This window comes from Phyllobacterium phragmitis (assembly GCF_002980495.1).
GTDB lineage: Bacteria > Pseudomonadota > Alphaproteobacteria > Rhizobiales > Rhizobiaceae > Paramesorhizobium > Paramesorhizobium phragmitis.
Genome location: NZ_PVBR01000017.1, coordinates 17,836 through 43,368, shown reverse-complemented (window position 1 = coordinate 43,368; position 25,533 = coordinate 17,836). Strand labels below are relative to the sequence as shown.

The window sequence follows — 25,533 nt, the reverse complement described above, 5'->3', positions numbered from 1 at the left end:
TGTCATTTATTTACTTGCCGCGAGGAGGAACATGCGTGACAGGCACACTGACCGGGCTCAAGATCCGCTCGCTTCGCAAGAATGCGGGCTTCACCCAGAGCGCGCTGGCGGGCCGGGTCGGAATCTCGGCTTCCTATCTCAATCTCATCGAAGGCAACAAGCGGCCGGCGGCCGGCGCACTCATCGTCCGGCTGGCGGCGGAGCTCGGTGTTGCGCCCTCGGAACTCGATGGTCACGCCGAGCGCCGGCTGATTGAAATGCTGGAGGAGCTCGCCACCGATCCACGCATCGGCGGCAAGACGCCGAAAACCCGCGCCACCGAGGACCTCGTCGGCCGTCACCCGGAATGGACAGATATCATCCTCAAACTCTACCGGGCATTCCGCGACCAGAGCCATGCCGTGCTGGCGCTCGCCGATCGGCTGAACCGCGACCCGTTCCTGGGCGAGAGCGTTCACCGGATGCTGACCAGCGTCACCGCCATCAGCTCGGCGGCGGAGATCCTCGGCAATGTGGATGACCTCGGGCAGGCGGATCGCGAGCGGTTCCTGACCATCGTCGCGGCCGACAGTGCACGCCTGTCGCAGACAGCACGCGCGCTGCTCGATTTCTTCGACAACTCCACCATGCGCGTACGCTCGGCCACATCGATGGAGTATGTCGACGCCTTTATCTTCCAGTCCGACAATTACTTCCCGGCGCTGGAAGCGATCGCCGACAAGCATCGCGGTGACATGCCGCCGGACGGCCATCACGACACCGGGACGGACCTGGCGAACGCGTCGCCCGAAAGCATCCGGTTTGCAGCCGCGCGGGGTCTTGCGTGGGAAATTGCCGAGAACCACGTCAATGCCATCACCGACGCCCATCGCGCACTGCCGACCGAGGAAGCCCGTGATCTGGCCAGGGCGGCATTGATCGGCTATGTCGCGGGCGCCGTGCTCATGCCCTATGACCGTTTCCTCAAGGCGGCCGAGGATTGCCGCTATGATCTGGATTGGCTTTCACGGCGCTTCCGGGTGTCCCACGAGCAGGCCGCGCATCGCGTGGCGACCCTGCGGCGCCCGGGCGCCACCGGGGTGCGCTTCGCCTATATGCGATCGGATGCTTCGGGATATGTGACCAAGCGCCTGCCCCTTCCCGGCCTGCCGCTGCCGCGCTACGGCACCGCCTGCCCCATGTGGCCCATCTATGGCGCATTCCAGACCCCCGGCATCACGGCGCGATGCTTCGGCGAACTTCCCTCCGGCGAGAGGTTCCTGTTCTTCGCGCGTGCGGTGGAGAAGCAGCCGACGCAGGTCGGACATCCGCGCAAGCTGCTCTCGATCATGCTGGCCTGTCCTGCCGCGGAAGCCCCGCGCGTCGCCTATGGCGACGGCCTGGACGCCACCGGCGCCATGCTTCCCGTCGGCACGGTCTGCCGGTTGTGTACACGCATGGCCTGCACTCACCGGCAGGAGGCGCCGCTGATCGCCTGAAGCGTTTACATGATACGAAAGGTCTATATTCATTTATTGTGCGTTTGAGCCATATACTGTCAGAGAAGCCAGAGGGAGGAACGGGTCTGTCTTCGCAACGCATTCTCATCGCCGAAGACGAGCCGAACATCGTCGAATCGCTACGCTTCATCCTCGAACGGGCGCGGTTCGAGGTCGATGTCGTCGCCAATGGGGCCGCCGCCCTGGAACGGTTGCGGCGCGAGCGCTTCTCTGCGCTCATTCTTGACATCATGCTGCCGGGTATGGATGGATTCGACGTATTGCGGGCGGCGCGGGAGGACCGGGCGCTGGCCTCGCTTCCCATCATCGTCCTGACGGCGAAGGGGCAGGCGAGCGACCGTGACGCCGCCATGGCGGGCGGCGCCAGCGCCTATATCACGAAGCCGTTTTCCAACGCGGAGGTGGTCGCCCAGGTAAGGAAGCTGACCGGGATGTGAGATGAGGAAGATGGAGACAGGCAGGCGCGGCGGACGGGACGCGGCAACGGTATTGCCCTTCCTCCTGGCTATTCTGCTTGCGCCTCCCATCATCCTCGTCTTCGCGGCGCCCGTGACGATCGTCGGCATCCCGCTGATGGCCGTCTATCTCTTCGGCGTGTGGGCTGTAGCCGTATTGGCGGCTTTTTTCCTGTCGCAGCGCCTGGCCGAGACTGAGACGCCGCCCGGCCAGGCTTCTCCCGGCGAAGGGAAGCGACACTGATGCTTCCCATCGATGTCGTCGTCCTCGTCTGTCTCGGCTATGTCGCCATCCTGTTCGGCGTGGCCTTCGCCGGCGACCGCCGCGCGCGACGCCACCCTGGCGGCTGGCTCTCCTCACCGATCGTCTATACGCTGTCGATCTCGATCTACTGCACCTCGTGGACCTTCTTCGGCGCGGTCGGCTCGGCTGCCCGCAACGGCTTCGAATTCGCCACGATCTATCTCGGCCCGACGATCGTCTTCGTCGGCTGGTGGGTCTTCCTGCGCAAGCTGGTCACCGTCGGCCGCGTCTATCACACCACCTCGATCGCCGATTTGATCTCGGCGCGCTTCGGCAAGAATCCGGCGATCGGCGCGCTCGTCACCGTGATCGCGCTGGTGGCGACGGCGCCCTATATCGCGCTTCAGCTCAAGGCGCTGACGGCCAGCTTCCAGGTCATCACCTTCCACGCCGGCGCCGTGACGGCGGCCAATATCGACCTTGCGCCGGACTTCATGACCACCTTCTGGCTGGCGGCGGGCCTGTGCGTGTTCTCCATCATGTTCGGCGTGCGCAATATCGACGTGAATGAACGCCACCACGGCGTCATCGCCGCGATCGCGCTGGAGGCGGTGGTCAAGCTGGTCGCCCTGCTGGCGGTTGGGCTGTGGGTCGTCTTCCGCCTGCAAGACACCCCGACCGCGATCTTCGACAACGCACCCGTAAGTCTCACCAATCCCGAGGCCACCTTCGGGACACGCTGGGTGACGTTGTGTTTCCTCGCCGGGGCAGCCGTGATCTGCCTGCCGCGGCAGTTCCAGGTGACGGTGGTGGAGAACTCCAGCGAAAGCCAGCTTCGCACGGCCTCGTGGCTGTTCCCGCTCTATCTCCTCCTCATCAGCCTGTTCATCGCGCCCATCGCAGTCGCGGGGCTGAATTTCCTTCCGCAAGGATCCGATCCCGATCTCTACGTGCTGACCCTTCCGCTCGCAGCGGACCAGGACACGATCGCGCTGCTCGCCTTCCTCGGCGGCTTCTCCTCCGCTACCTCGATGGTCATCGTCTCCTCGATCGCGCTGTCGACCATGATCTCCAACCACATCGTCATGCCGCTGGCGCTGCGTTTCGCCATCGTCCCGTCCGAAAGCGGACAGGCGCTGCGCGGCTTCATTCTGGGCGCGCGCCGGATCAGCATCGTCTGCATCATTTTCCTGGGATTTCTCTATTTCAAGCTCAGCGGCGCCGACGGTGCGCTCGCCTCCATCGGGCTCATCGCCTTTTGCGGCGTAGCGCAGTTTCTGCCCAGCCTGGTGGGCGGCCTCTACTGGCACAAGGCAACCCATGCGGGGGCGCTTGCCGGGCTGGCGGCAGGGTTCTTCGTGTGGGGCTACGCGCTTTTCCTTCCAAGCCTCGGCGGAACCTTCGTGATGCCGGAATCGGTGATCGAGCACGGGCCATGGGGAATGAGCCTTCTCAAGCCGCACGCCCTGTTCGGCCTGGCTGAGATGGACCCGCTGGTGCATGCCGTCTTCTGGAGCATGTTCGCCAATATCGGGCTGTTCATCGGCGTTTCCATGCTGTCGGAACCGTCACCGCTGGCGCGATATCAGGCGCGTCTCTTCATCGACGTCTTCCGCCGGCGCACGGAAAGCGAGATGAGCGTCATCCGGCGCACCGCCCGCGTCTCCGACCTGCGCCGCATCGCCGACCGCATTCTCGGTCCGGCCGATGCGTTGAAGCTTGTCGCGCTTGTGGATCCGGCAGACCGCGCGAAAACGGCAAGCGATGAGCTCATCTCGCTGGTCGAGCAACGGCTGGCGGCCAATGTCGGCGCGGCGACGGCGCGTTCCCTCGTCTCCAGCGTCGTGACCAGCGAAACGATCAGCGTGGAGGAATTGAAGCGGCTGGCCGACGAGACGGAGCAGATCCGCGCCTATTCGGCGGAGATCGAACGCAAATCCCGCCAGGTGGAGGAAGCCGCAGCCGAACTGGCCCGCGCCAATTCGCAGCTTCGCGAGATCGATATTCAGAAGGACGAGTTCCTGAGCCAGGTGAGCCACGAGCTCAGGACACCGATGACGGCGATCCGCTCGTTCAGCGACATCCTGCTTTCGGCGCCGGAGCTCGATGAGGCGGGAAAGCGGCGTTTCCTGCAGATCATCCAGGACGAGAGCATCAGGCTCACCAAGCTGCTCGACGTCATCCTGCATCTCAGCCGGATGGAGAATGGCGGCATCGGATGGGAAAGCGAGCCGTTCGATCCCGAATCCGCCCTCGATCTGGCGATGGCAAGCTGCGAGGTGCTCGCGCGCTCGCAGGGCATCGCGCTGAAGCGCACGAAGCGCGCCCGCCAGGTGCTGGTCGAAGGCAATCGCGACCAACTCGCCCAGGTGTTCATCAACCTCATCTCCAACGCCATCAAATACAACACCAGCAAGGCGCCGCTCGTCACCGTTTCCAGTGCCACGCACAATGGCGTCTACAGGGCCTGCGTGGACGACAACGGGTCAGGCATCCTCAAGTCCGATCGCGAACGCGTCTTTCTGAAATTCTCGCGCGGGCCAATGCCGCAGCAGGCGGGCACAGGGCTGGGGCTCGCCATCAGCCGCCAGATCGTGGAGACCATGGGCGGTGCGCTGTCGCTTTGCGAAAGCAGGCTGGGCGGCGCGAAGTTCACGGTCGCGCTCAAGACGGTTCGAGCCGCGCCGAAGCTCCCGCCAGCCGAGGCGACGCAACGCGACGCGGCGCTTCACGGATCGGGCTGATCTTCAGCGTCCGGGCGCCCAAACCATCTACGGGTCAGAGCAAGAACCGCTCGAAATCGTACGCTGATGGGGACGTGGACCAGAGTCGGATCCAATCTTCCTTCTCGCGCTATTGGTGCGGTGCAAATGGGACATCCTGGACAAATGGTACATCATGACCTATATTTATCTTGAAACTTTCAGGGAGTGCCTGCGATGGTCAACTCAAACGCTCATTCCGAACGTCGCGACAGGAAAGACATCGCCGATCGTGTAGCCGCCAAGGTCTCAAATGCCCTCAAATCCGAGAAGGGGTTCGGCCCCGGTTCGCTAGCTTTATCGGCTCTCATCGCTGGCGAAGTTGCAGACGTTATTGTCGGCCTTCCGGCGGAAAGGTGCCAGGAACTCAACAGCCACAGCGCTGAACTCACGCAGCGCATCCGCCGCGTGGTGGAGAGCTTCGGACGCGAACGTCGCGCCAAGATGGCCTTCGATGGTCCCGACGAAATAGAGTCCTCGAAAGGTGAAGGCCTGGGTGCCATTGTAACGTCAGAACAGGGCGAGAATGCCCTGGCTGCGATTGCCGTATACCGGAAGCTTGAGGACTGGGCGGGGACAGTGGCTGGCGCTACCGAGCTCAGCCGAGAGTATGGCGTGGCCCGTTCGTCCCTCAACCGTTGGCAACACGAGGGCGACGTAATTGGCTTGCTCAAAGGGGTCCGGAAACATGTCTATCCTGTCGAGCAGTTTATTGATGGTCGGCCTGTGCGCGGTATTCGGGAGATCATTCGGCTTGCAAAGGCTCAACGCACCGCGTGGCTCTGGCTGAGTCAAAAGAATCCCGTTCTAGGTGGACGCAAGCCGATCGAACTCTTGAAGCAAGATCGCGTCGATGAAGTTGTCGATGCCGCCACGGCGTATTTCGCCGCCCAATGACGTTCGATCAGCGGATACTGCGGAAACTCGTCGTTCGGGTTCGCGTCGATGACTATGTGCGCATCCTCGCCCGAGAGCATGCGAACAATCCGCTTGGTATGGGATTGGGCAGGACACGCTTTTCGAGCCCCCGGGACAAATTCAAGCTGCTGTATCTGGCTCAGGATGTCAAAACGGCGATCGCAGAGACCATCATCCGTGATCGTTTTGAAGGGAACTCCGAGCGCCTGCTCCTGCACGAGGAGTTCGATCGCTATTCCGTCACAAGTGTTCGTAACTCCCGCCCGCTCCTCCTGCTCGACCTGCGGTATGAGGGCGCGAGCCTGTTAGGTGTCTCAACCGATGCAGTCCGTGCGAAGGCACAGACCGCGGGCAGGCGTTTCAGTCAGAGAGTCTATGACCAAACCAACCTCGACGGGATTGTCTACATGTCACGCATCACGAACAAGCAATGCGTCGCTGTCTACGATCGGGCTGTCGAGACAAGTCTCGATGCCGATAGTCCGGCAACGAACCTTCCCGAACTCGGCTGCCTTTCGTCGGTCATCGAGGGACTTCACATCACGATCATAAAGAGACAATAGCAACGGCACAGCCAGAGGTTTGCCCCAGCAGGGGTCACAGCAACAGCTCTCGATATTTTGTGCTCATCCTTAACTGCTGCGATCATCTCATCGAGGTCGGCTTTCCAGATGAACGGCTTTGGTTGACTGGTTCTACCCATGACGAAGCGGTTGATATGGCGGCCTGCAGCAACAACGGAATGAAAGACGCCGGGCTTCAAACGTCGGCGTGTCAGTTTTGTGAAGAAGCCGGAGCGATCTTCATGAAGCGCTGATGACTTTGGCTGGCTTTGCTGAGAACCCGTATTTGGTTGTCAATCGCTATGGAATATTGACCCCCATTGGGGGAAATATTCGTTGATGAAACACAAAATAAGCATAATCGGCACCATCTCAGGGTAATTGATAAGTACAATTTGGCCCATCAAAAGCATTTATCAATCGATACCAATTTTATGAATAATTTGTATCTCAAATTTTACTACATCTTAAATTCCATATCGTAGTATACCTCCAATGGAAACCTGTTTCACGATGATTTTTGAGGCAGGGGCGCTAGTACCAAGGGCACCGAACATGAACATCGAGCGTAGAGACTTCGTCAAGGGATGCGCAGCGTCCTCTGTCCTATTGCTGCTGGGCAGCGGCAGCGCCGCGAAAGGGGAGGAAAAGGCGTACAGCGCACCGGCCTCCGGCACCGCGTCCATCGAGAAATCGATCAAGGCGAGCTTCGGTGGTGGATTCTCGATACAGTCCCACGCCCAATCGGATGGCCTGACTTACGCCGACATCGAACATCTTGGAAACCGGTACGCGGTCGCCTCCAAAGACTTGCTGGACTGGAAGATCGTTCGGTCCTCTCTCTGAGCAATCTGGGCTTCGCGTCTTCTTCCGTTCGCAGATTGTCGTTCTCTATGGCGTCAGGAATAGCTGGGCATCAATGACCGAGGTGCTCTTTCGAAGCCGAATTATTAAAACCAATTTGTGGAGATCAAGCGGTGGCCGGGAAGATCAACAGCATTCGCATCCACCCTGGTATAGGCATTGCTCGCCTCGGGGATAGTGACGAGTTTTACATTGGCCCCGAAGCGCCGGGCATCGTGGTCGATCCAGGTGGCAGCAATGGCCCCGGGCCAGACGGCGGGACCTACAGGGATAGCGCAGCGCGGCTGAAACGCCAGGCGCAGCGATATCGGATCTATGCCTACGATGCCGATGGCAAGGTCGTAGCCGAGCTCAATTCCGGGTCGGACCTCGTCCAATCCATTCGCTGGCGGGTTCATGTCCGCAACATGAAACCGGCGAATTATGCATTTCAGGGGGCGTATCTGTTTGACCCGAGCAAGTTACGAAACCCGTCCATCCAGCCGGGCATGAAGCCAAATGAGCGTGACAAGCTGATCATCGATCCCGGTGTGCATACGATCGCCTCCGGGCAGGCCGGCCCGGTCGTCATGAAAGGCGATGTTTTCACCGGTGTTGCAAAAGGGATGTTGCCTGGCCAATTGCGCTTCGAGGGGTTCACGCCGAAGGACCCGTCGAAAGAGGTTGAGGTCACTTACAAACCTGCCACCGGTATTGAGCTGGGGCAACTTCGCCTCGATTCCAAGGACCGCCTGCTGTTTGTTGCGGCGCCGGGAAAAAGCGAATGCGTCACGACGCCCAAGGTGGAATTGTCGAACCCGAGCGCGACGGTCAACCCGCCCAACGGTCCCGATGACGGTAAAAACCCGCTGACGAACCAGTTTGCATATTTCAACATTCCGGGATGGTGGGACGACACGTGCGGTGGTGAAATCGATGTCACGGTCACGCTTAGCGATGGCACCATCTTGAGCACGCGCGACAACGTGAAATCGGCGACCGACGAAGGCACGAGGAATCCGCGTGCAGGGGCGTGGATCGTCACTTCGGCACCGAAATTTGCACCTCACATGTACCACGTCGTGTCGATTCTGGATCGCGTTTACGAGGCTTTCCCTGAAAGCTACCCTTACGCCAAGCAGAAGACGAACTTCTACCGCGATGTCTATCCGATCTTCGCCAATGCGGTTAACTATGGCTGGGTGAGTGCCGAGGCTGCGGGCGTCACAAAGGAAACCAAGGATGCCGCTCATGGTCCGAAGCAGCCGGGTAACTTGCTCAACAGCCAATACATGACCGCTTTCATCGATCCGAGCGAGAACAGCAAGTCGTCAAGGCAGATGGTCTATGATTTGATGCGGCATGCGGCCGGAAAGAGCGGGCGACTGGTCGATTCGCTGATGCCGCCACCACCGGAGCGCCCGACCAGCTGGAAGAACGATGAATTCAAGCGCGACGAGGAAGACTACAAGATGCCCAAGCTGTGGGGTACCGCGGGCAAGCCGGAGCAGAATAAACAATTGGGCAATAGCTTTCCCAACCAGTTCCTGAGCCTTACCGATTTGCAACTCAATCACTTGAAGGAGTGGGCCGACGGGAACTTCGACGTCGGCGTTCCACCAAAGCCCCTGACCCTTGGATTGTTACCGTTGGCTGAGCAGCCGCACGCGCTGGACGCCTCGGCGCTCGAGCCCACCATCGGCGGCGGTTTCCATCCCGGCATCGAAATCCCCTATCTGATCATCTATCGGGAAAATTTCGCTGAGGCGTTCCGCGTCAATCAGGGCATCGAGCCCGGTTCGCTTGCTGCCTATATGTCGTGCCCGTGGCAGGGCGATTTCTGGTCCTGCAATCAGGCGTGGTGGCCAGTTCAGCGGCCGGATATCGTTTTCGCATACGACAAGACGAACCAGACCCGAACCTACAAGGAATGGTTCCGCGGATATGATGAACAGGGCGAGCCGCTATCATCCACCGATGGTTACAACCAGATGGCCTATGCCTGGTCAAAACTGGGGATGGTGCTGCCGATCAAGAATGCCGACGGCAGCTATCTGAAGGACAACGGTGAGATCGTATTCGTCGAACAAGAGCGTGATCCGGCGCTGAACCAGCCGCCGGCCAAGAAAACATAATTCGTGCCGCCGATGTCGCAACCCGGCCGGACCGATACGACATGGGACGTCGTCATTGTCGGCTCCGGACCTGCGGGATCCGCAACCGCCATCACGCTGGCCAAGTACGGCCAGCGTGTGCTGTTGGTGGAAAAAAGGGAATCCCCCAGCTTCAAGCTCGGCGAGTCCTTGCCGCCGGCATCGATCGGTCTGGTCAAACACTTCCTTGGAGACGTGCAAGGTCCGGAACAGCAACTCACCGGCCTGTTCAGCACGACCGGCAACGTCTCGCTATGGGCGAGCGAGCAGGCCGATATCGCCGACTTTTTCTTCACGCCGTCGGGCCACGGCCTGTGCATCGACCGATTGGCTTTCGATGAAGCCCTGCGCGCCAATGCGGTTCGCGCCGGTGCAACCCTCCTCAAGGGTGTCAGTTTGCGCGCTTGCGCGCGTATCGCTGACGGTCCTTTCAATTGGAAGCTGACATTCACCTCAGATGCAGGAATGCGGCAGGATCGCGCCCGTTATCTTGTCGACTGTTCTGGTCGGCAGGCACTTGTAGCCCGGATGCTCGGTGTCCCGACCGTCCATGACGACGACCGGCTGTTCGCCTATGCGCAATGGTTTTCCTGCGCCGGCGAGGATGATGACCGCTATACAAGGATCGAGGCCACGCCAGACGGCTGGTGGTATAGCAATCGCTTGCCAAGCCCTGAGGGCTGCGAAACCGGGCGATTGGTGGTTTTTCACTCCGACAAGGATTTGCCCGCAGCGAGACTGGCTGTGTCACGGCAAGGTTTCGATCAGCTGCTGGACGGTTCGACGCATATCGCACCACTGCTCAAAGCCAGGGGCTATCGCCCTTCCGGGAAAATCCGGGGCGCACCGGCCAACAGCCAGCGACTGCGAGACTTCTGCGGTGACGCCTGGATCGCGGTGGGCGATGCGGCGCAAGCCTATGATCCGCTGTCGTCGCAAGGCATCGACAAAGCGCTCAGGACGGCCAGCCACGCCGGACACATGATCCATTACGCGTTGACGGACCGCCCGCAGGACGCGGCGGGATTGGGCCGCGGCAATACGTACATCCATCAATACGATGAGCAACAGCGCCAACTCTGGCAAACATATTTGTCGCAACGAGACTTCTACTATCGCCTCCAGCCCCGCTGGTCTGATCAGCCGTTCTGGCAACGTCGGCGGCAGCCGGCGAATGAAGCCAATCGGCAGCGGTGACCTACCCCGTTGGGTGGGCCAGGTTCAATCCGACGCATTGGTCACGATCTGGAGCTGACCTGGTTTTGTGGACGCTGCCGAACATTTCTGTCGCTTGCCAGTAACCCGGAAAACCCGCGGTGGGTAGGCGGATGTCCGACGAGTCGATCGGGCCCTGATCATATGTCCTGACGTCCGGCTGCGCCTCCCAGATCAGGTCCGGCGGCTTGTTGCTCGGATTTTCTCGTTTCCAGGAAGCCCGCATGCGCGCCAGAAATTGGAGGATCGGCGCAAATTGACTCCGCTCGTTAGCAATGTGATTACCAATTGGTAACGGTGCCCGACTAGCTTCGCGACCGCGTGGCCGAATCGTCCGGCCGGATTTCACGAGTAGCATTGCGGACAGGTGCAGCAGTCAATGAAGAAGCTTGTCGGTTTATCGACCTCATGGTTGAAATTCGCCCTGGGGGTTTCGATTGTTTTCGTATTGTGCTCCGCCTCTGCTTCCCCCGTGCAGGCCAATGCCAAATATGCCGGCATCGTCATCGACGCGAAAACCGGCAAGACGCTCTACCGCAATCACGCGGACTCTGCGCGCTATCCGGCATCCCTCACCAAGATGATGACGCTTTATCTCGTCTTCGACGCTCTGGAGAGCGGCAAGATCTCAAAGCGCACGAAAATACCGGTGTCGCGCCATGCGGCCCGCCAGGTTCCGTCCAAATTGGGATTGCGGCCGGGCCAGACCATCACGGTCGAACAGGTCATACTGGCGCTCGTGACGAAATCGGCCAACGATGCCGCGACCGCCATCGGTGAGTTCCTCGGCGGTTCGGAAGCCGGCTTCGCACGGATGATGACGCAAAAAGCACGGCAGTTGGGAATGAACTCCACCACGTTCAGGAACGCCAACGGATTGCCCGACAGACGCCAAAAGACGACGGCGCGCGACATGGCGCGCCTTGGCCTGGCGCTGCGGGATCACCATCCGCGCTATTACAGCTACTTCACAACCCGATCCTTCAAGTACAGAGGTCGGCGCTTCGGCAACCACAACAATCTGCTCGGCCGGGTCAAGGGTGTGGATGGGATCAAGACGGGATACACCCGTGCGTCGGGTTTCAACCTGGTTTCTTCCGTCGAGGCCCGGGGCCGCAGCATCGTCTCCGTGGTCATGGGCGGACGTACATCCAGGAGCCGGGATGCCCAGATGAGGAAACTCATCAGCCGCTATCTGCCCAAGGCTTCCAGAGGTCCTGATCGGTTCAGGATCGACCGCGGCGGAGAAAGCGCGCTGGTCGCGTTCGCGCTTCCCAAGACAATGATACCTGTTCCGGCGCAGAATCCTGCTCGCGCCGACGATTCGCGCGCCGTCCTCGTCGCCGCCGCCACGGACGACATGGCTGTCGGCCAACAGGTCGGGTCGTCCGATGCCGTCGATCCCATCAATACCGCTTCCACACACAAGGGTGAATGGGTCATCCAGGTTGGATCGCTGCCAAGCGAGGCCGCGGCCCGTGAGGTTCTTTCCCGTGCAGCCCGCAAGGCGCCGAAGATGCTTGCGGACGCGTCTGCCCTTGTCGAGCCCTTCCGAAAGGATGGCAATGTGTATTACCGCGCCCGATATGCGAGCTTCGACAGCAAGTCGGAGGCTTGGCGCACATGCAAGCGACTGGCGCGCAAAGACATAGATTGCTACGCGGTGATCCAGTAGATTCGATGGCCCGGGCGTCCTTGGTTCGGACGTCAAGGCCACGGACCGTTGAGCGGCCTTCCCGCCAGCGATCAATTGGGGAAACGGTGCGCGCCCAACTGCGGGGCACCGATATGGGCGCGTTCCGTGTGACCGTCCACCCGGCGGACGAGGCTGCCGGGTGAAATATCCGAGCCTTGCAATCAGCCGCTCGTCTGGTCCGAAGAAACATTGCGCGCAGGGATCGTGTCCATTGCCGTCAATTTGCCCGCGCACAGATCGGCTGCGCCGGGAGCATCCTTTTGCATGCCGGCAAGCTTGTTCCAGCCACCGTCCTCGATGAAGTTGTCACGCTTGTAGGAAGACATTTCCTTCAGCGTCGCCAGGTTCTGGCTTGCGCCAGATGCGTTGACGAAGTTTTCGACACACAGGTTGGCGACCAGTTCGGTCCGCGCCGTGCGTGCGGATTTTGCCGCCATTTCCGCCGCTGTCCCACCGGTTGTCCAGCCGCCGGCCGTGAAGCCGACGATCATCGTCAACACCACGGCGCCGGCAACGGACCAGAACCAGAGTGTCTTGGACGGCAGATAGGCCTCCCATCGTTGTGACACGGTTTGATTGTTCGCCATCGTTTCTCCTCCAGGCTACACGCCTTGTTTCAAACTGCAATATTTCGAGAGTATCACGATGCGGCCGCAGGCATAACCCATAAACTCGCCCGCCGGTCTTCGTGTGGCCCGCACCTGACGCAGTCGCGCCCGCTAGATCCATCGGATCAAGCCAAGGCATGTCGCCCGAAGGTGGGAACCCCTTCAGATGGGCGAGATGCGCCAGAAGGACGATATGGCTGGTCACGGGATCCATCTCTCGACGCGGCCAACGTCCAGGCCGCCACGGTTCGCGGCCTTGAGCGCACGGACAAGATCAGCCTGTCTAAAGGTGGACGTGCGTGCTTGCGCTTTTTCGGTTCAGATACTCCGGTGGATTGATCCGTCATCCAATGCTCTTTGATCCCGGCTCTTCCACTGTTTCGATTTTCATTGTTCGGCAGTGGGAGGCCCTTTTTCAAGCGTCATTCCCATCGCGTAACGCCCCCATCTTCCTCGACATGATTGTGCTATGCGGATGCCGCCGAAAGCTCCTCTTCCGGTCCCTCGCGGCTGAGAACAATTTTTGCCGGAATGTGCGGGAAACCAAACCAGCCCCTTCTACGCGCTACGCACGTTCTCGCTGCGCCTGGGGCGCTGCGACTGCAGGTTATCGAAGAACCGTTTGCCCCTCCCCACGTTTTGACGTCGATAGCGCCGGCGATTAAGCGTTATGATCCGAGAGGCGTTCGGCAGCTGATCGCTTTGCAATTGAGAGGCTTGCTGGCAGCTGGTTGACCAAAGAACGTGATCGACCGAGACAAGGCGCGGCAATGTGCGATCAGGATACCGTGAACGTGGCAGCCTTGCTTAAGGCGTTGTCCGGTGAAACCGCGCGGCATGTGTTGAACACTATCTGGAGGCCATGATGTTATCGTGCGCGTGACCAGAACTGAACGCTCCGCCATCCTCAATTGCACCCCTCCCCGTCATGTCCAACGGCCGTTTGGTCCAGAGCAATACACGCGACGTCAGGCGAACCACGATCTTCGCCAATTCAGCGACTCTCGGCCTGCCACAATCACAGGCCGGATATAACGGAATTTTTCCGTCGGCGTTTTCACGCCGAGGGAACGGACTCCTGTGCCCCCAAAACCGCCTGCAGCGCATCATATGCCGCGAGCACCGTTTCCATCTGCGCCGTGTGGCCGGCAACGAAAGCCTCGTCATATATCGTCTCGTCGGGATATTCGGTGATCAGTGTCAGCGGAACGTCGTGCCGATCATCGACGGAGATCATGCAGGGAAAACCGTTGATGATGCGAAAGCCCGTCTCGCCCGCGTGGATTTCGTAAAGGCCTGTCTGCTTTTCATTCATGGCGATGAGCCCCGGGACCGCCGCCAGCCGGCTTGTGACGGCATCGATGAACCGCTCGGCGGCCTGCGCCCATCCGCTTTGATGACGCATGATCAGAAAAAAGCCCTTGGGCAAGGTCCACATGGCAAAGCCGCGCGGCACATAGCCGGATAAAGGCCGTGTCCATTCATGCGAGGGATAGCCATGCAGGTTAACGTGCAGCCTGGCGCCGCTCAGGCGCTGCGCCTCAAACCGGACCGCCTTTTCATAAAGATCTGCGCCGGTGCGATATTCGAGATCGTCGCCGAGAGCGGTGTAGCGTGCGGCATGATGCATATGCAGCGGGTTGTCGCCGCGCAGGCGCTGGTGCACCGCATAGCCGTCCGGATTTTCCAGTGGCGAAATGGTGAAATGCGCTTCCGGACGAAGGCTGAGCGCCTGTGCCGCCCGCAATGCGCCGACGATGCCGGTGGTTTCGTTGGGATGCTGTCCGCCGCTGATCATCATGGCGGCGTCGGCGCCGGGATGATAGCGGGCCGCGACCACCCGGCCGGCGCGGGACCGCGCCTCGAACGTTTCGCCGGAGATCTTCGCCAGTTCGTCGTGAACTTGAGAAAAGGTGACCGGCGCGGAAGCGGTGGCCAGATGCTGCGACGCACCAGCGGCCTGCGTCTTGTCGAGCGCGCGGGTTTCGATCCTCAGTGTTGCGGAACCGCTGCTTTCAACGATTTCCGGGATGATCTGGCCCGGCTGCAGGCCGCGGTCGCCAAGCGGCCGGCCCGACTTTTTCTGAAACACTTCGAGAAGCGAGAAATAGACATCCTCGTGCAATGCTTCGCGCAGGCTGATGACCTCTTCACCAACAGGCAGTTTGCGGTCGGATAGCGGCAGGGCCGCGCGGATATTGAGCTCGTCGAAATAGGGCTCGCTATCCCCCCAGTCATGATCCGTGATGGCGCGCATGGCCGTCACGAACAGCTTTTCGTAATCCGTCTCGATGCGCGCGCCTTCAAGCTCACCATCCAGTTTGATCCACCCGGTGGGCGAGATCAGCGTTTCGCCGATGAAATCGGTGTGGCTGCGATTGGGGGCGAAGACGGCATGGTCCGCGGTGCGGCCATCGTGGTAAACGAGCGCCACATCGTACATGAACGCGTCGGTTCTGCCGGGTTCGAAAGACAGCCGCGCCGTTCCGGTCAAGGCGGCGAGCGGATAGGTTTCCAGCAGGAAGCGGTTTTGCGGACAGGCTTCGTGCACCGGATAGGCAATGGCGATGCTTTTGAGCGCCGCCAGATCGACCTCTTCGAGGAAAAAGTGGAGAAGCGGCTTATAGGCGCTGTGCAGGCGCGCATGAACGCCGAACGCCAGGAGCCGCGCTTCGGCGGCGCGGCGGTTCGGCGCATCATCGAACAGCCACGCTTCCAGCCGTGTGCCGCGCGCCTGCTCCTTACCATAGCGCGCCAGAAGCTGGTCGAGCGTGCGGTCGAACCCGCCATCGTAAATCAATGTCATTTCGTGTTCGCGTCCATCATTGTGGCATCATCATCCAGATGTTCGTCCCGTGGGGTCGAGGCTGTCGCGCAGCCAATCGCCCAGGAGATTGAGACCGAGCACGGTCAGGAGAATGGCAAGGCCGGGAAAGACGCTGACCCACCAGGCATTTTGCAGATAGGTCCGGCCATCGGCCAGCATGCCGCCCCAGCTCGGGATCAGCGGATCGACGCCGAGCCCGAGGAAGGTCAGGCTGCTTTCAAGCAGAATATTGGTGGCCACGTTGAGGGTCATCAGCACGATGACCGGGCCGATCAGGTTTGGCAGCAGATGCTGAAACAAAATACGATGGTCCCGCACCCCGATGGCGCGGGCCGACAGGATGAATTCGCGATCGCGCAGCGAGAGCACGGAGCCCCGCACGACACGGGCATATTGCACCCATTGCGATACGATCAACAAGATGATCATGTTGGTCAGGCCGCCTCCGGCAATCGCGATAAAGGTGATGGCGAGGAGGATGAACGGCATGGCCAGTTGCACATCGGCAAAGCGCATGACGACCATGTCCCAGAAGCCGCGATAATAGCCCGAGATCAGCCCCATCACCACACCGATGACCACTGCGCCGGCAACCGAGATGAAGCCGACCTGCAAGGAAATCTTGCCGCCGCTGATCACCCGCGCCAGCACGTCGCGTCCCAGCGGGTCCGTTCCGAATGGATGCGCCCATGTGGTAAAGGCCGGCAGCAGCCGCGCCGTCAGATCGATCTTCTCGCCGCCGCCTGGAAAGATGTAGCCGGAGAAGATAACCGCAAGGCACATGCCGCCGGCCAGCACGGCGCCAAGGATGAATTCGAGGCTGCGGAAACGGGCAAAACGGGAGGGGGTAGCGGTGGTGGCGGACATGGGCCTACTCCGTCCTGATGCGCGGATCGACAAGGCCATAGGCAATGTCGACGAGCAGGTTGACGCCGATGATCAGCAGCGACAGAACCGTGATGACCGCCTGCAGGACCGGATAGTCGCGCCCGCCCACCGCGTCGAAGGCCAGCGTGCCGAGGCCGGGCCAGTTGAACACGCGCTCAACGACGACAATGCCGCCCAGGAGCGCGCCGAACTGCAACCCGAAATAGGTGATCAACGGAATGGCGCAATTGCGCAGGGCATGTTTGTAGAGGACGACATTCTCGCTCAGCCCCTTGGCGCGGGCGACCATGATATATTGCGCGTTCAGCGTTTCCAGCATGGTGGTGCGCACCAGCCTGATATTCGTGGCGGTCAGGATGATGCCCATCGTCACCGCCGGCATGATGAAGCTTTCAAAACCGCTCATCCCGCTCGGAGGCAGCCATCTCAGATTGATGGCGAAAAGCAGCACGAGCATCAGCGCCAGCCAGAAATTGGGGAAAGACAGGCCGACAAGCGAGAGAATGCGGATGAGCTGATCGGGCCATTTGCCGCGCGATGTCGCCGCCTTGATGCCGAGCGGAATGGAAATGACGATGGAGACGATCAGGGAGGAGAAGGCAAGCAGCAAGGTCGCGGGCAAGGCCTTGGCGATCAACGTGGAAACCTGTGTCCCGCCAAGGAAGCTGCGCCCGAAATCCAGCGTGAACAGCCCCTTGAGGAAGTTGAGATATTGCACCAAAAATGGCTGGTTCAGTCCCAGCGCTTCGCGAATGCGCACGAGATCGTCTTCGGTGACGCTCCCGGAGCCCTGCGTCAGCATCAGCGCCGGATCGCCGGTGAGCCGGATTGCAAAGGCGACGGTCAGCGTCACGACGATGACGACGAACACCGCCTGCAACAAGCGTTTGATGAGAAAGCCAGCCAATCCCTTATCCTTCGGTAAAGCGCCTGCCGTCCGCAACCGGACGGCAGGCAGATGCTGTTATTCGACAGTGACATCCGTCAGCCGCAGGCGGCTGTCTGGAACGGGCGTGAAATTCTTCACGCGCTTGCTCACGCCGAAGATCGCATTGTAGCTGTAAAGCGGAATTTCCAGGGCTCGATCCGCCGTATAGTGGGCGATGGATTGGAGGATTTCCTCACGCTTGGCCCGGTCGGTGATGGAGCGCTGCGATTCCAAAAGCGCATCGAGCTTGGGATCGCTGTCATAGGGATTCCACTTTTCGCCTGAGTGATACAGGGCATAGGCGGTGTTGTCGTAGTCGAGCGTCCAGCCGCCCCACGCCTGCTCGAACATCGCGCCGGTCTTGCCGGCGGGAATGATGTCGTTCAAAAGCACATTGGTGTCATAGGGTTTGATCGTGGCGTTGATGCCGATGACCTGCAGGTAGCTGGCAATGGCTTGAGACACTTCGTTGAAGGTCGCGTCATTGCCGCGCACATCGATCTGCAGCGTCGTGCCGGCGGCGATTCCTGCTTCCTTCAACAGGGCCTTGGCCTGTTCGGGATCATAGGGCAGCGGCTTCATCTCGGGGTCGTTGCCAAACGACAAGGCGCTTTGGAAACTGGCGATCGGTTCCGCCTGGCCGCCAAGGATGGACTTGATGATGGCGTCGCGGTCGATGCCGAGGATCAGCGCCTTGCGCACGCGTTCATCCGCGGTCGGACCGCTCTTGGTGTTGAACCGCAGCGCATAGACCGTCGGCCCGGTGGTGCTGATGATTTCGAGCTTCGGATCGCCCTCGATGGTCGGGATCATCCCGACGGGAATGGTCGGCGGGATCACCAGATCGACCCGTCCGGCCTGCAGTTCGGCAACGGCGGTCGCCGGTTCGGCAATGAAGCGGTAGTCGAGATTGGAGAGCTTCGGCGCGCCGCCCCAATGGTCGGCAAAAGCCTCCAGCTTGATGGCGATCTTCGGTTCATAGGAAACGAATTTGAACGGTCCGGTGCCGACCGGATGGGCGTTGAAATAGTCATCGCCCTTTTCCTGGATATATTTCGGCGGCACGATCATCGCGCCATAGCCGGCAAGCTTGGTCAACAGCACGGGATCCGGCGCACTGAGATGAAAATCGACCGTCTTGGGATCGATGATTTCAACCCGCTCGATCGCGGTGTAATTGGAACGCTGCGGACCCTTCTTGCCTTCTTCGCCAAGCAGGCGGTCGAAGGTGAACTTGACCGCCTCAGCATCGAACGGCTCGCCATCGTGGAACTTGACGCCCTCGCGCAGGGTAAAGCGGATGCGCTTGCCTTCGTCCAGCTCTTCCCAACTGGTGGCGAGGCCGGGAACCAGCTTCAGATCCGGTCCGCGGTAGGTCAGACCATCAAAGATATTGGTGGCGACCGAGGCCCAATTGACCAGAAACGTGTCGATCGGATCCCAGCTGCCCGGATCCTGCGGCGACGAGACGGTCAATGTTCCAGCCGCCCAGGCGGGCGCCGGAATGAGGCCGGATCCGGCCAGGCCGAGCGCCAGAAGTGCGGCGTGAATTCCCCTTTTTGTCTTTGTCATTGTCTATGCTCCTGTTGCAATCATCTCTGGTTGAGATTGGTTTTCATGTCGCGTCGGCCACGAAATGGCCCGGCGCGATTTCCGTCCGGCTGAAAATCACCGGCTCATCGCCGACCCGGCGAACAGGGCTGGGTATCTCGCCCTCCAGCATGGAGCGGTCGCGGGCCCGTGAGGGATCGGCGACCGGCACCGCGGAAAGAAGGCGCTGCGTATAGGAATGCATCGGTGTTTCGAATATCTGCCGGCGGGTGCCGATCTCCACCACCTGCCCGAGATAAAGCACCGCGACCCGGTGGCTCATCTTTTCCACCACCGCCATATCATGGCTGATGAACAGATAGGCCAGGCCCTGCTGCTCCTGCAGCTCCATGAACAGATTGAGGATTGACGCCTGTATGGAAACGTCCAGCGCCGACAGCGCCTCATCGGCGATGATCAGCTTCGGATTGGAGGCGAGCGCGCGGGCGATGCAGACGCGCTGGCGCTGACCGCCGGAAAATTCGTGCGGATAGCGTCGGGCATGGGCGCTGGTCAGCCCGACCCGCTCCAGCAATGCGTCGACCCGTTTTTGAATGGCCTTGCCATCGTGGATCAGTCCATGGGTCCGGATCGGCTCGGCGATGGAAAAGCCCACCGTCTTGCGCGGATCGAGCGACGCGAACGGATCTTGAAAAATATACTGGATTTCCTGCTTCAGCCTTTGGCGCTCGATGCCGTTCATCGAGGAGACCGGACGCCCGTCGAACAGGATGGCGCCGGATGTTTCGTGCTGCAATTGCTGGATGGTGCGCCCGATCGTGGATTTCCCGGAACCGGATTCGCCGACCAGCGCCAGCGTCTCGCCGGGATAAATGTCGAAGCTGACCTTCTCGACCGCGTGCACACGGTGGGTTACCCCGCCAAAAATGCCTTTCTTGATGTCGAAACGGGTGACAAGATCGCGCACCGACAAAACCGGCGAAGCGCCATAGCGGGCGGTATCCTGCAGATGTTCGCCGCCCACCAGCCGCGGCGTTTCGTCGTCCATGATCGTCAAAGGCAGACGCTTTGGGAAATCCTGCCCCTTCATGCTGCCGAGTTTCGGCACGGCGGCCAGGAGCGTTTGCGTGTAAGGGTGCCGTGGATTGGCGAATATCTCGGCAACCGGGCCTTCTTCGATCTTCCTGCCTTTCCACATCACCACCACATCGTCGGCCATTTCGGCAACGACGCCCATGTCGTGCGTGATGAAGATCACGGCCATGCCGAGTTCGCTTTGCAACTCCCGGATGATGGTGAGAATCTGCGCCTGTATCGTGACATCGAGCGCGGTGGTCGGCTCATCGGCAATCAGCAGTTTCGGCCGGCAGGCGAGCGCCATGGCGATCATCACCCGCTGGCGCATTCCGCCGGAAAGCTGATGCGGATAGCGGCCAAGCAATTCGGCGGCATCCGGCAAGCGCACCATGGCGAGCAACCGTTCCGCCTCGCCAAGCGCGGCCGCTTTCGTCATGCCCTCATGCAGCATCAAAACCTCGGCGATCTGGTTGCCGATGGTGAAGACGGGATTGAGCGACGTCATCGGCTCCTGGAAGATCATGGCGATCTCCTTGCCGCGAATGCCGCGCATGGTCTTTTGCGTCGCCGTCGTCAGATCGATCCGTCCCTTGCGGCTTTCGAACAGCGCCTGCCCCGTCGCAAACCGCCCGCCCATCATGTCGGCAAGCCGCATGATGGAAAGCGATGTCACCGATTTCCCCGAACCCGATTCGCCGACGATGGCGAGCGTGCGCCCCGCGCGCACCGAAAAACTCAAATTCTCCACGACCCGCGACGAGCCGAATTCAACGGAAAGATCGTCCACGGCCAAAAGCGGGGCAGATACGGTATCGGTCACGCAGCCATCCTTCGGTGCTTACAATGTGGTGGCAGCGCGGGCTGCCTGGTCATAGGCGCCCGAGAGAAAGCGCAGCACGGCGGCAATCTCCGAGAGCGTGTCTTCGGCGGGCCGCGCATTGGTGGTCGACGCCACGAACAGCCGCTCGCGGATCTGGGCATAGCGCGTACACGCCTGCGCACCCTTGTCGGTAATCTTGATGGTCTTTTCCTTGGCCGCCCTGCCGGTGGTGACAAGCCTCGCGGCTTCCAGTTTGCGAATCGCATAGGTCGCCACGTGCGTGTCCTCGATATCGAGAACGAGGCAGATGTCGGCCAGCTTCTTTTCCCGGCCGCGATGGCGCACCGAGTGCAGGATGAGAATTTCGGTCGCGGAAAGTCCGGGCAATCCCGCGGCCGCCATGCAGCGCACCATCCAGCGGGAAAAGGCGTGCGAGGCGAGGATCAAGCCGTATTCCACCTCGGAAAGACCGGGGGAACCGCCATCGGCCAGATGCGCCGACGACACGATGGGCCCAATGGGCGAAACCGGCTCGAGATGCTGCGGCAGCGCCGTGGCGCGTTGCTCCATATCGCCTGTTTCCTGATCTTTCGAATCCGTCGTCATTCCGCTTGCCTCCTCCTTGGCGATTTTATATCATCATTTTATCGATATATTGTCAATGATATCGCGGTCTACATATTGAGCATGCCCACAAATGTGGCAGCCGGGCAAAAAGGGAGCACGGGATGAGCGTCGGAAGCTGGGATTTCTGGGTAGACCGTGGCGGCACGTTCACCGATGTGATCGGCCGCGATCCGCAAGGTGCGCTGCATGCCCGCAAGGTGCTGTCGGAAAATCCCGAGGCCTATCAAGACGCCGCCGTACACGGGATCCGCCTGCATCTGGGATTGAAGCCCGGCCAACCCATCGCCTCCGGCCTCATCAACGAGGTGCGCATGGGCACGACGGTCGCGACCAATGCGCTTCTGGAGCGCAAGGGAGATCGTCTCGCGCTCATCACGACCAAGGGATTTCGTGACGCGCTGCGGATCGGCTATCAGGAGCGCAAGAATATCTTTGCGACCGAGATCATCAAGCCCGACGCGCTGTATGACGCGGTGGTCGAGATCAATGAGCGCGTGCTTGCCGACGGCACGATCGAGACTGCCCTTGACGCCGACGAGGCGCGGGCAGCGCTCAACGCATTGAAGGCGCAGGGCTATAATGCCCTGGCCATCGTTTTCATGCATGCCTATAAGTTTCCCGCGCACGAAGCAGCCCTTGCGCAAATCGCCCGCGAGATGGGTTTTGGGCAAATCTCGGTGAGCCACGAAGTCTCGCCGCTGATCAAGCTGGTCGGTCGCGGCGATACGACCGTTGTCGATGCCTATCTGTCTCCCGTTCTTCGCCGCTATGTGGCGCAGGTTTCAAGCGAACTCGATGTTGCCCGCACCGGCGCCCGCGTCATGTTCATGATGTCGTCGGGCGGATTGACCGCCGCCGACATGTTCCAGGGCAAGGATGCGATCCTGTCGGGTCCCGCCGGCGGCGTCGTCGGTCTGGCCCGCACCGGCGAAGAGGCAGGCTTTCCCAATGTGATCGGCTTCGACATGGGCGGCACCTCGACGGATGTGGCGCATTTCGACGGCGAATATGAACGCGCCTTTGAAACCGAGGTGGCCGGCGTGCGCGTGCGCGCGCCGATGATGCTGATTCACACGGTTGCCGCCGGCGGCGGCTCGATCCTGCATTTCGAGGATGGACGTTTCCGAGTCGGCCCGGATTCGGCCGGCGCCAATCCGGGCCCAGCCTGCTACCGCAATGGCGGTCCGCTTGCCGTGACCGATGCCAATGTCATGGTCGGCAAGCTCATTGCCGATTTCTTCCCGCCGATCTTCGGCCCCAATCAGGATGAACCGCTCGATGCCGATGTGGTGAAGGCCCGCTTCGCCGAGTTAGCGCGGCGCATCGGCGACGGCCGCAGCCCGGAAGACGTCGCCGATGGCTTCATCCGCATCGCCGTCGCCAATATGGTCGAGGCCATCAAGAAGATTTCCGTACAGCGCGGTTATGACGTGACGCGCTATGCGCTGAGCTGCTTTGGCGGCGCGGGCGGCCAGCACGCCTGCCTGGTCGCCGATGCCCTGGGCATCAAGAGCATCCTCGTCCACCCCATGTCGGGGCTGCTGTCGGCCTATGGCATGGGCCTGGCGAATATCAGGGCGGTCCGGCAAAAAGCGCTGGGTGCGCCGCTTGATGCCGACGCCCCTCGCCCGCTCGGCCTTATGGCCGCGGAACTCGAACGCGAATGCATCGCCGAGCTGCACGCCCAGGGCATTGGCGACAGCGCGATCACGACATTTGCGCGCGCCCATATCCGCTATGCCGGGACCGATACGGTTCTTGCGGTCGAGACGACGTTTCCCGCTCATGACGATGTGGATCGCCTGCGCCGCGAGTTCGAAATCGCGCACAAGCGGCGCTTCGGCTTCGTCGCGGCCAACAAGGCGCTGGTCATCGACGCCGTCGAGGTGGAAACCGTCGGCGGCGGCGGCATGCAGGCTGAAACGGCGGTCGACGCGGATGCGACAGGCGAGCCGGACGCAATCGGGCGCAATCGCTTTTATTCGCTGGGCGCCACCCATGATGCGGCGGTGGTCATGCGCGCCGCCATGAAACCCGGCCAGCGCCTGACCGGCCCGGCCATCATCATCGAGCCGAACCAGACCATCGTCATCGAGGATGGCTGGCAGGCGCAACTGACGGCGAAGGATCATATCGTTCTCAAGCGCATCAAGGCGCTGCCGGACCGCCTGGCGATCGGCACCCAGGCCGATCCGGTGATGCTGGAGATCTTCAACAACCTCTTCATGTCGATTGCCGAGCAGATGGGCGTGACGCTGCAAAACACCGCCTATTCGGTCAATATCAAGGAACGGCTCGACTTTTCCTGCGCGGTCTTCGATGCGCATGGCAATCTGGTTGCCAACGCACCACATATGCCGGTGCATCTGGGCTCGATGGATGCCTCGGTCGCGGCCGCGATCCGCGAGAACCCGGTGATCCATCCAGGCGACGTCTTCCTCATCAACGCGCCTTATAATGGCGGCACGCATCTGCCGGACCTCACCGTGTGCACGCCGGTCTTCGACGATGCCGGGCAGACCATCCGGTTCTGGGTGGCAAGCCGGGGCCACCACGCCGATATTGGCGGCATCGCGCCGGGTTCCATGTCGCCGCTCGCCACCACCATCGAGGAGGAAGGCGTCTATATCGACAATTTCAAGCTTATGGACCGTGGCCGGTTCTGCGAAGATGAGCTCGCAGCCCTTTTGACCGGAGCCCGCTATCCGGTGCGCACGCTGCTGCAAAACGTCAATGATCTGAAGGCGCAGGTCGCCGCCAATGAAAAGGGCGTGGCCGAACTGCGCAAGATGATCGCGCATTTCGGCGAGGATGTGGTCGAGGCCTATATGGGGCATGTGCAGGACAATGCGGCGGAGAGTGTGCGCCGCGTGCTCGACCAGCTTCACGACGGCAGCTTTACTTACGAGATGGACCAGGGCTGCAGCATCGTCGTCAACATATCGGTCGACAGGGCAGCGCGCGAGGTGACGGTCGATTTCACCGGCACGTCGCAACAGCGCGCCGACAATTTCAATGCGCCGCGCCCGGTGACGCGGGCAGCCGTGCTTTATGTTTTCCGCACGCTGGTGCAAAGCAACATCCCGATGAACGCCGGCTGCTTGCGGCCGATCCACATCATCGTGCCCGATGGGACGATGCTTTCGCCGGAATATCCCGCCGCGGTGGTGGCGGGCAATGTCGAGGTCAGCCAGGCCGTCACGAATTGCCTGTTTGGCGCAGTGGGCGCACAGGCGGCGGCACAAGGGACGATGAACAATCTGACCTTCGGCAATGATCAGTATCAATATTACGAGACGATCTGCTCAGGCGCGCCGGCCGGTCCCGGCTATGATGGCGCCGATGCGATCCACACCCACATGACCAATTCGCGCCTGACCGATCCCGAAATTCTCGAAACGCGCTTCCCGGTGGTTCTGGAAGACTTCCACATCCGCCCCGATTCCGGCGGCAAGGGCAAATGGTCGGCGGGCAATGGAACGAAGCGGACAATCCGGGCGCAGGAGACGCTCGACTTCGCCATTCTGTCCGGCCACCGCCGCATCGCGCCGTTTGGCCTGAAGGGCGGCGAACCGGGACAATGCGGCGCCAATGCGGTCAGGCGCAACGACGGAACGATCGAGCCGCTGCCGGGATGCGCTCACACCGTTCTTGAAGCCGGCGAGGCCTTCATCGTGACCACGCCGACCGGAGGCGGATACGGCAAACCTGAAGCGTCAGCAGCAGACCGCTCGGCTAGACGGCCAGATCGATCGTAAGGCATCACATCGCGCATTTCCGCTGTCTCAACCCTGTTACGGCCTCGCTTCTGGGTTTCGGGGCAAATCATGTCTCAACCCGCGGAGCGCTTTCTATCTTG

18 protein-coding genes and 1 pseudogene are annotated in these 25,533 nt (G+C 61.0%); 11 read left to right on the top strand and 8 right to left on the bottom strand.

What is annotated here, in order from left to right; genetic code table 11:
- Positions 1-35 precede the first annotated feature (35 nt).
- The 6 genes from C5748_RS19880 (at position 36) to C5748_RS19855 (ending at position 6,441) form a co-directional block, all read left to right on the top strand.
- Positions 36-1,478 carry a helix-turn-helix domain-containing protein gene (locus C5748_RS19880; protein ID WP_105743683.1) on the top strand — a complete coding sequence of 481 codons (1,443 nt, stop codon included), beginning with the start codon at positions 36-38 and terminating at the stop codon, positions 1,476-1,478.
- A gap of 44 nt (positions 1,479-1,522) precedes the next feature.
- The gene (locus C5748_RS19875; protein WP_245581879.1) at positions 1,523-1,936 is read left to right on the top strand and encodes a response regulator transcription factor; all 414 of its coding nucleotides are present in this window, start codon (positions 1,523-1,525) and stop codon (positions 1,934-1,936) included.
- 1 nt (position 1,937) lies between these two features.
- Positions 1,938-2,198, top strand: a complete 261-nt coding sequence (locus C5748_RS19870) for a hypothetical protein (RefSeq protein ID WP_105743682.1) — start codon at positions 1,938-1,940, stop codon at positions 2,196-2,198.
- Positions 2,198-4,942: a sensor histidine kinase gene (locus C5748_RS19865; protein WP_105743681.1), complete on the top strand. Its 2,745-nt coding sequence runs from the start codon at positions 2,198-2,200 to the stop codon at positions 4,940-4,942. The genes C5748_RS19870 and C5748_RS19865 overlap by 1 nt, the downstream gene beginning before the upstream one ends.
- 195 nt (positions 4,943-5,137) lie before the next feature.
- Entirely contained in the window at positions 5,138-5,857 is a 720-nt protein-coding gene (locus tag C5748_RS19860; RefSeq protein ID WP_105743680.1) for an antitoxin Xre/MbcA/ParS-like domain-containing protein, read from the top strand.
- Positions 5,854-6,441: an RES family NAD+ phosphorylase gene (locus C5748_RS19855; protein ID WP_105743679.1), complete on the top strand. Its 588-nt coding sequence runs from the start codon at positions 5,854-5,856 to the stop codon at positions 6,439-6,441. The genes C5748_RS19860 and C5748_RS19855 overlap by 4 nt, the downstream gene beginning before the upstream one ends.
- A 41-nt stretch (positions 6,442-6,482) precedes the next feature.
- Here the strand turns inward: C5748_RS19855 and C5748_RS28980 are convergent.
- Positions 6,483-6,671: pseudogene (locus C5748_RS28980) on the bottom strand (IS630 family transposase); the annotation flags it as partial.
- A gap of 325 nt (positions 6,672-6,996) precedes the next feature.
- Between C5748_RS28980 and C5748_RS19850 the strand changes: the two are divergent.
- The 4 genes from C5748_RS19850 to C5748_RS19835 all read left to right on the top strand — a co-directional run bounded on the left by C5748_RS19850 (position 6,997) and on the right by C5748_RS19835 (position 12,327).
- Positions 6,997-7,287 (top strand): twin-arginine translocation signal domain-containing protein, encoded by a 291-nt coding sequence (locus C5748_RS19850; protein WP_105743738.1) that lies wholly within the window; start codon positions 6,997-6,999, stop codon positions 7,285-7,287.
- Positions 7,288-7,418: 131 nt separating this feature from the next.
- A complete protein-coding gene (locus C5748_RS19845) occupies positions 7,419-9,419 on the top strand; it encodes a LodA/GoxA family CTQ-dependent oxidase (protein ID WP_105743678.1) in 2,001 nt (666 codons plus the stop codon).
- A 12-nt stretch (positions 9,420-9,431) separates the two neighbouring features.
- A complete protein-coding gene (locus C5748_RS19840) occupies positions 9,432-10,634 on the top strand; it encodes an NAD(P)/FAD-dependent oxidoreductase (RefSeq protein ID WP_105743677.1) in 1,203 nt (400 codons plus the stop codon).
- 397 nt (positions 10,635-11,031) lie between these two features.
- Entirely contained in the window at positions 11,032-12,327 is a 1,296-nt protein-coding gene (locus C5748_RS19835) for a D-alanyl-D-alanine carboxypeptidase family protein (protein ID WP_105743676.1), read from the top strand.
- Positions 12,328-12,509: 182 nt separating this feature from the next.
- Here C5748_RS19835 and C5748_RS19830 read toward each other — a convergent pair whose 3' ends face one another.
- The 7 genes from C5748_RS19830 to C5748_RS19800 all read right to left on the bottom strand — a co-directional run bounded on the left by C5748_RS19830 (position 12,510) and on the right by C5748_RS19800 (position 21,653).
- Positions 12,510-12,935: a hypothetical protein gene (locus tag C5748_RS19830; RefSeq protein WP_105743675.1), complete on the bottom strand. Its 426-nt coding sequence runs from the start codon at positions 12,933-12,935 to the stop codon at positions 12,510-12,512.
- Between the two features lie 1,078 nt (positions 12,936-14,013).
- The gene (locus C5748_RS19825; protein ID WP_105743674.1) at positions 14,014-15,762 is read right to left on the bottom strand and encodes a M14 family metallopeptidase; all 1,749 of its coding nucleotides are present in this window, start codon (positions 15,760-15,762) and stop codon (positions 14,014-14,016) included.
- A 30-nt stretch (positions 15,763-15,792) separates the two neighbouring features.
- Positions 15,793-16,650, bottom strand: coding sequence for an ABC transporter permease (locus C5748_RS19820; protein ID WP_105743673.1), 858 nt, complete (start codon positions 16,648-16,650; stop codon positions 15,793-15,795).
- Between the two features lie 4 nt (positions 16,651-16,654).
- The gene (locus C5748_RS19815; protein ID WP_105743672.1) at positions 16,655-17,578 is read right to left on the bottom strand and encodes an ABC transporter permease; all 924 of its coding nucleotides are present in this window, start codon (positions 17,576-17,578) and stop codon (positions 16,655-16,657) included.
- 57 nt (positions 17,579-17,635) lie between these two features.
- Complete coding sequence (locus C5748_RS19810) at positions 17,636-19,171, bottom strand: ABC transporter substrate-binding protein (protein ID WP_105743671.1); 1,536 nt, start codon at positions 19,169-19,171, stop codon at positions 17,636-17,638.
- A gap of 43 nt (positions 19,172-19,214) precedes the next feature.
- Positions 19,215-21,047 carry an ABC transporter ATP-binding protein gene (locus C5748_RS19805; RefSeq protein WP_105743670.1) on the bottom strand — a complete coding sequence of 611 codons (1,833 nt, stop codon included), beginning with the start codon at positions 21,045-21,047 and terminating at the stop codon, positions 19,215-19,217.
- A gap of 18 nt (positions 21,048-21,065) precedes the next feature.
- Positions 21,066-21,653, bottom strand: coding sequence for a winged helix DNA-binding protein (locus C5748_RS19800; RefSeq protein ID WP_245581878.1), 588 nt, complete (start codon positions 21,651-21,653; stop codon positions 21,066-21,068).
- A gap of 122 nt (positions 21,654-21,775) precedes the next feature.
- On the opposite strand from C5748_RS19800, the gene C5748_RS19795 reads away from it, so the two are divergent.
- On the top strand, positions 21,776-25,432 hold the full coding sequence (locus C5748_RS19795; protein ID WP_105743669.1) for a hydantoinase B/oxoprolinase family protein: 3,657 nt from the start codon (positions 21,776-21,778) through the stop codon (positions 25,430-25,432).
- The last annotated feature ends 101 nt before the right edge of the window (positions 25,433-25,533 follow it).

Bases quoted from the DNA above. Each gene is read 5' to 3' on its own strand.
- C5748_RS19870 (WP_105743682.1), top strand. From the start codon at position 1,938: ATGAGGAAGATGGAGACAGGCAGGCGCGGCGGACGGGACGCGGCAACG.
- C5748_RS19865 (WP_105743681.1), top strand. From the start codon at position 2,198: ATGCTTCCCATCGATGTCGTCGTCCTCGTCTGTCTCGGCTATGTCGCC.
- C5748_RS19860 (WP_105743680.1), top strand. From the start codon at position 5,138: ATGGTCAACTCAAACGCTCATTCCGAACGTCGCGACAGGAAAGACATC.
- C5748_RS19855 (WP_105743679.1), top strand. From the start codon at position 5,854: ATGACGTTCGATCAGCGGATACTGCGGAAACTCGTCGTTCGGGTTCGC.
- C5748_RS19850 (WP_105743738.1), top strand. From the start codon at position 6,997: ATGAACATCGAGCGTAGAGACTTCGTCAAGGGATGCGCAGCGTCCTCT.
- C5748_RS19840 (WP_105743677.1), top strand. From the start codon at position 9,432: ATGTCGCAACCCGGCCGGACCGATACGACATGGGACGTCGTCATTGTC.
- C5748_RS19835 (WP_105743676.1), top strand. From the start codon at position 11,032: ATGAAGAAGCTTGTCGGTTTATCGACCTCATGGTTGAAATTCGCCCTG.
- C5748_RS19830 (WP_105743675.1), bottom strand. From the start codon at position 12,935: ATGGCGAACAATCAAACCGTGTCACAACGATGGGAGGCCTATCTGCCG.
- C5748_RS19825 (WP_105743674.1), bottom strand. From the start codon at position 15,762: ATGACATTGATTTACGATGGCGGGTTCGACCGCACGCTCGACCAGCTT.
- C5748_RS19820 (WP_105743673.1), bottom strand. From the start codon at position 16,650: ATGTCCGCCACCACCGCTACCCCCTCCCGTTTTGCCCGTTTCCGCAGC.
- C5748_RS19810 (WP_105743671.1), bottom strand. From the start codon at position 19,171: ATGACAAAGACAAAAAGGGGAATTCACGCCGCACTTCTGGCGCTCGGC.
- C5748_RS19800 (WP_245581878.1), bottom strand. From the start codon at position 21,653: ATGACGACGGATTCGAAAGATCAGGAAACAGGCGATATGGAGCAACGC.
- C5748_RS19795 (WP_105743669.1), top strand. From the start codon at position 21,776: ATGAGCGTCGGAAGCTGGGATTTCTGGGTAGACCGTGGCGGCACGTTC.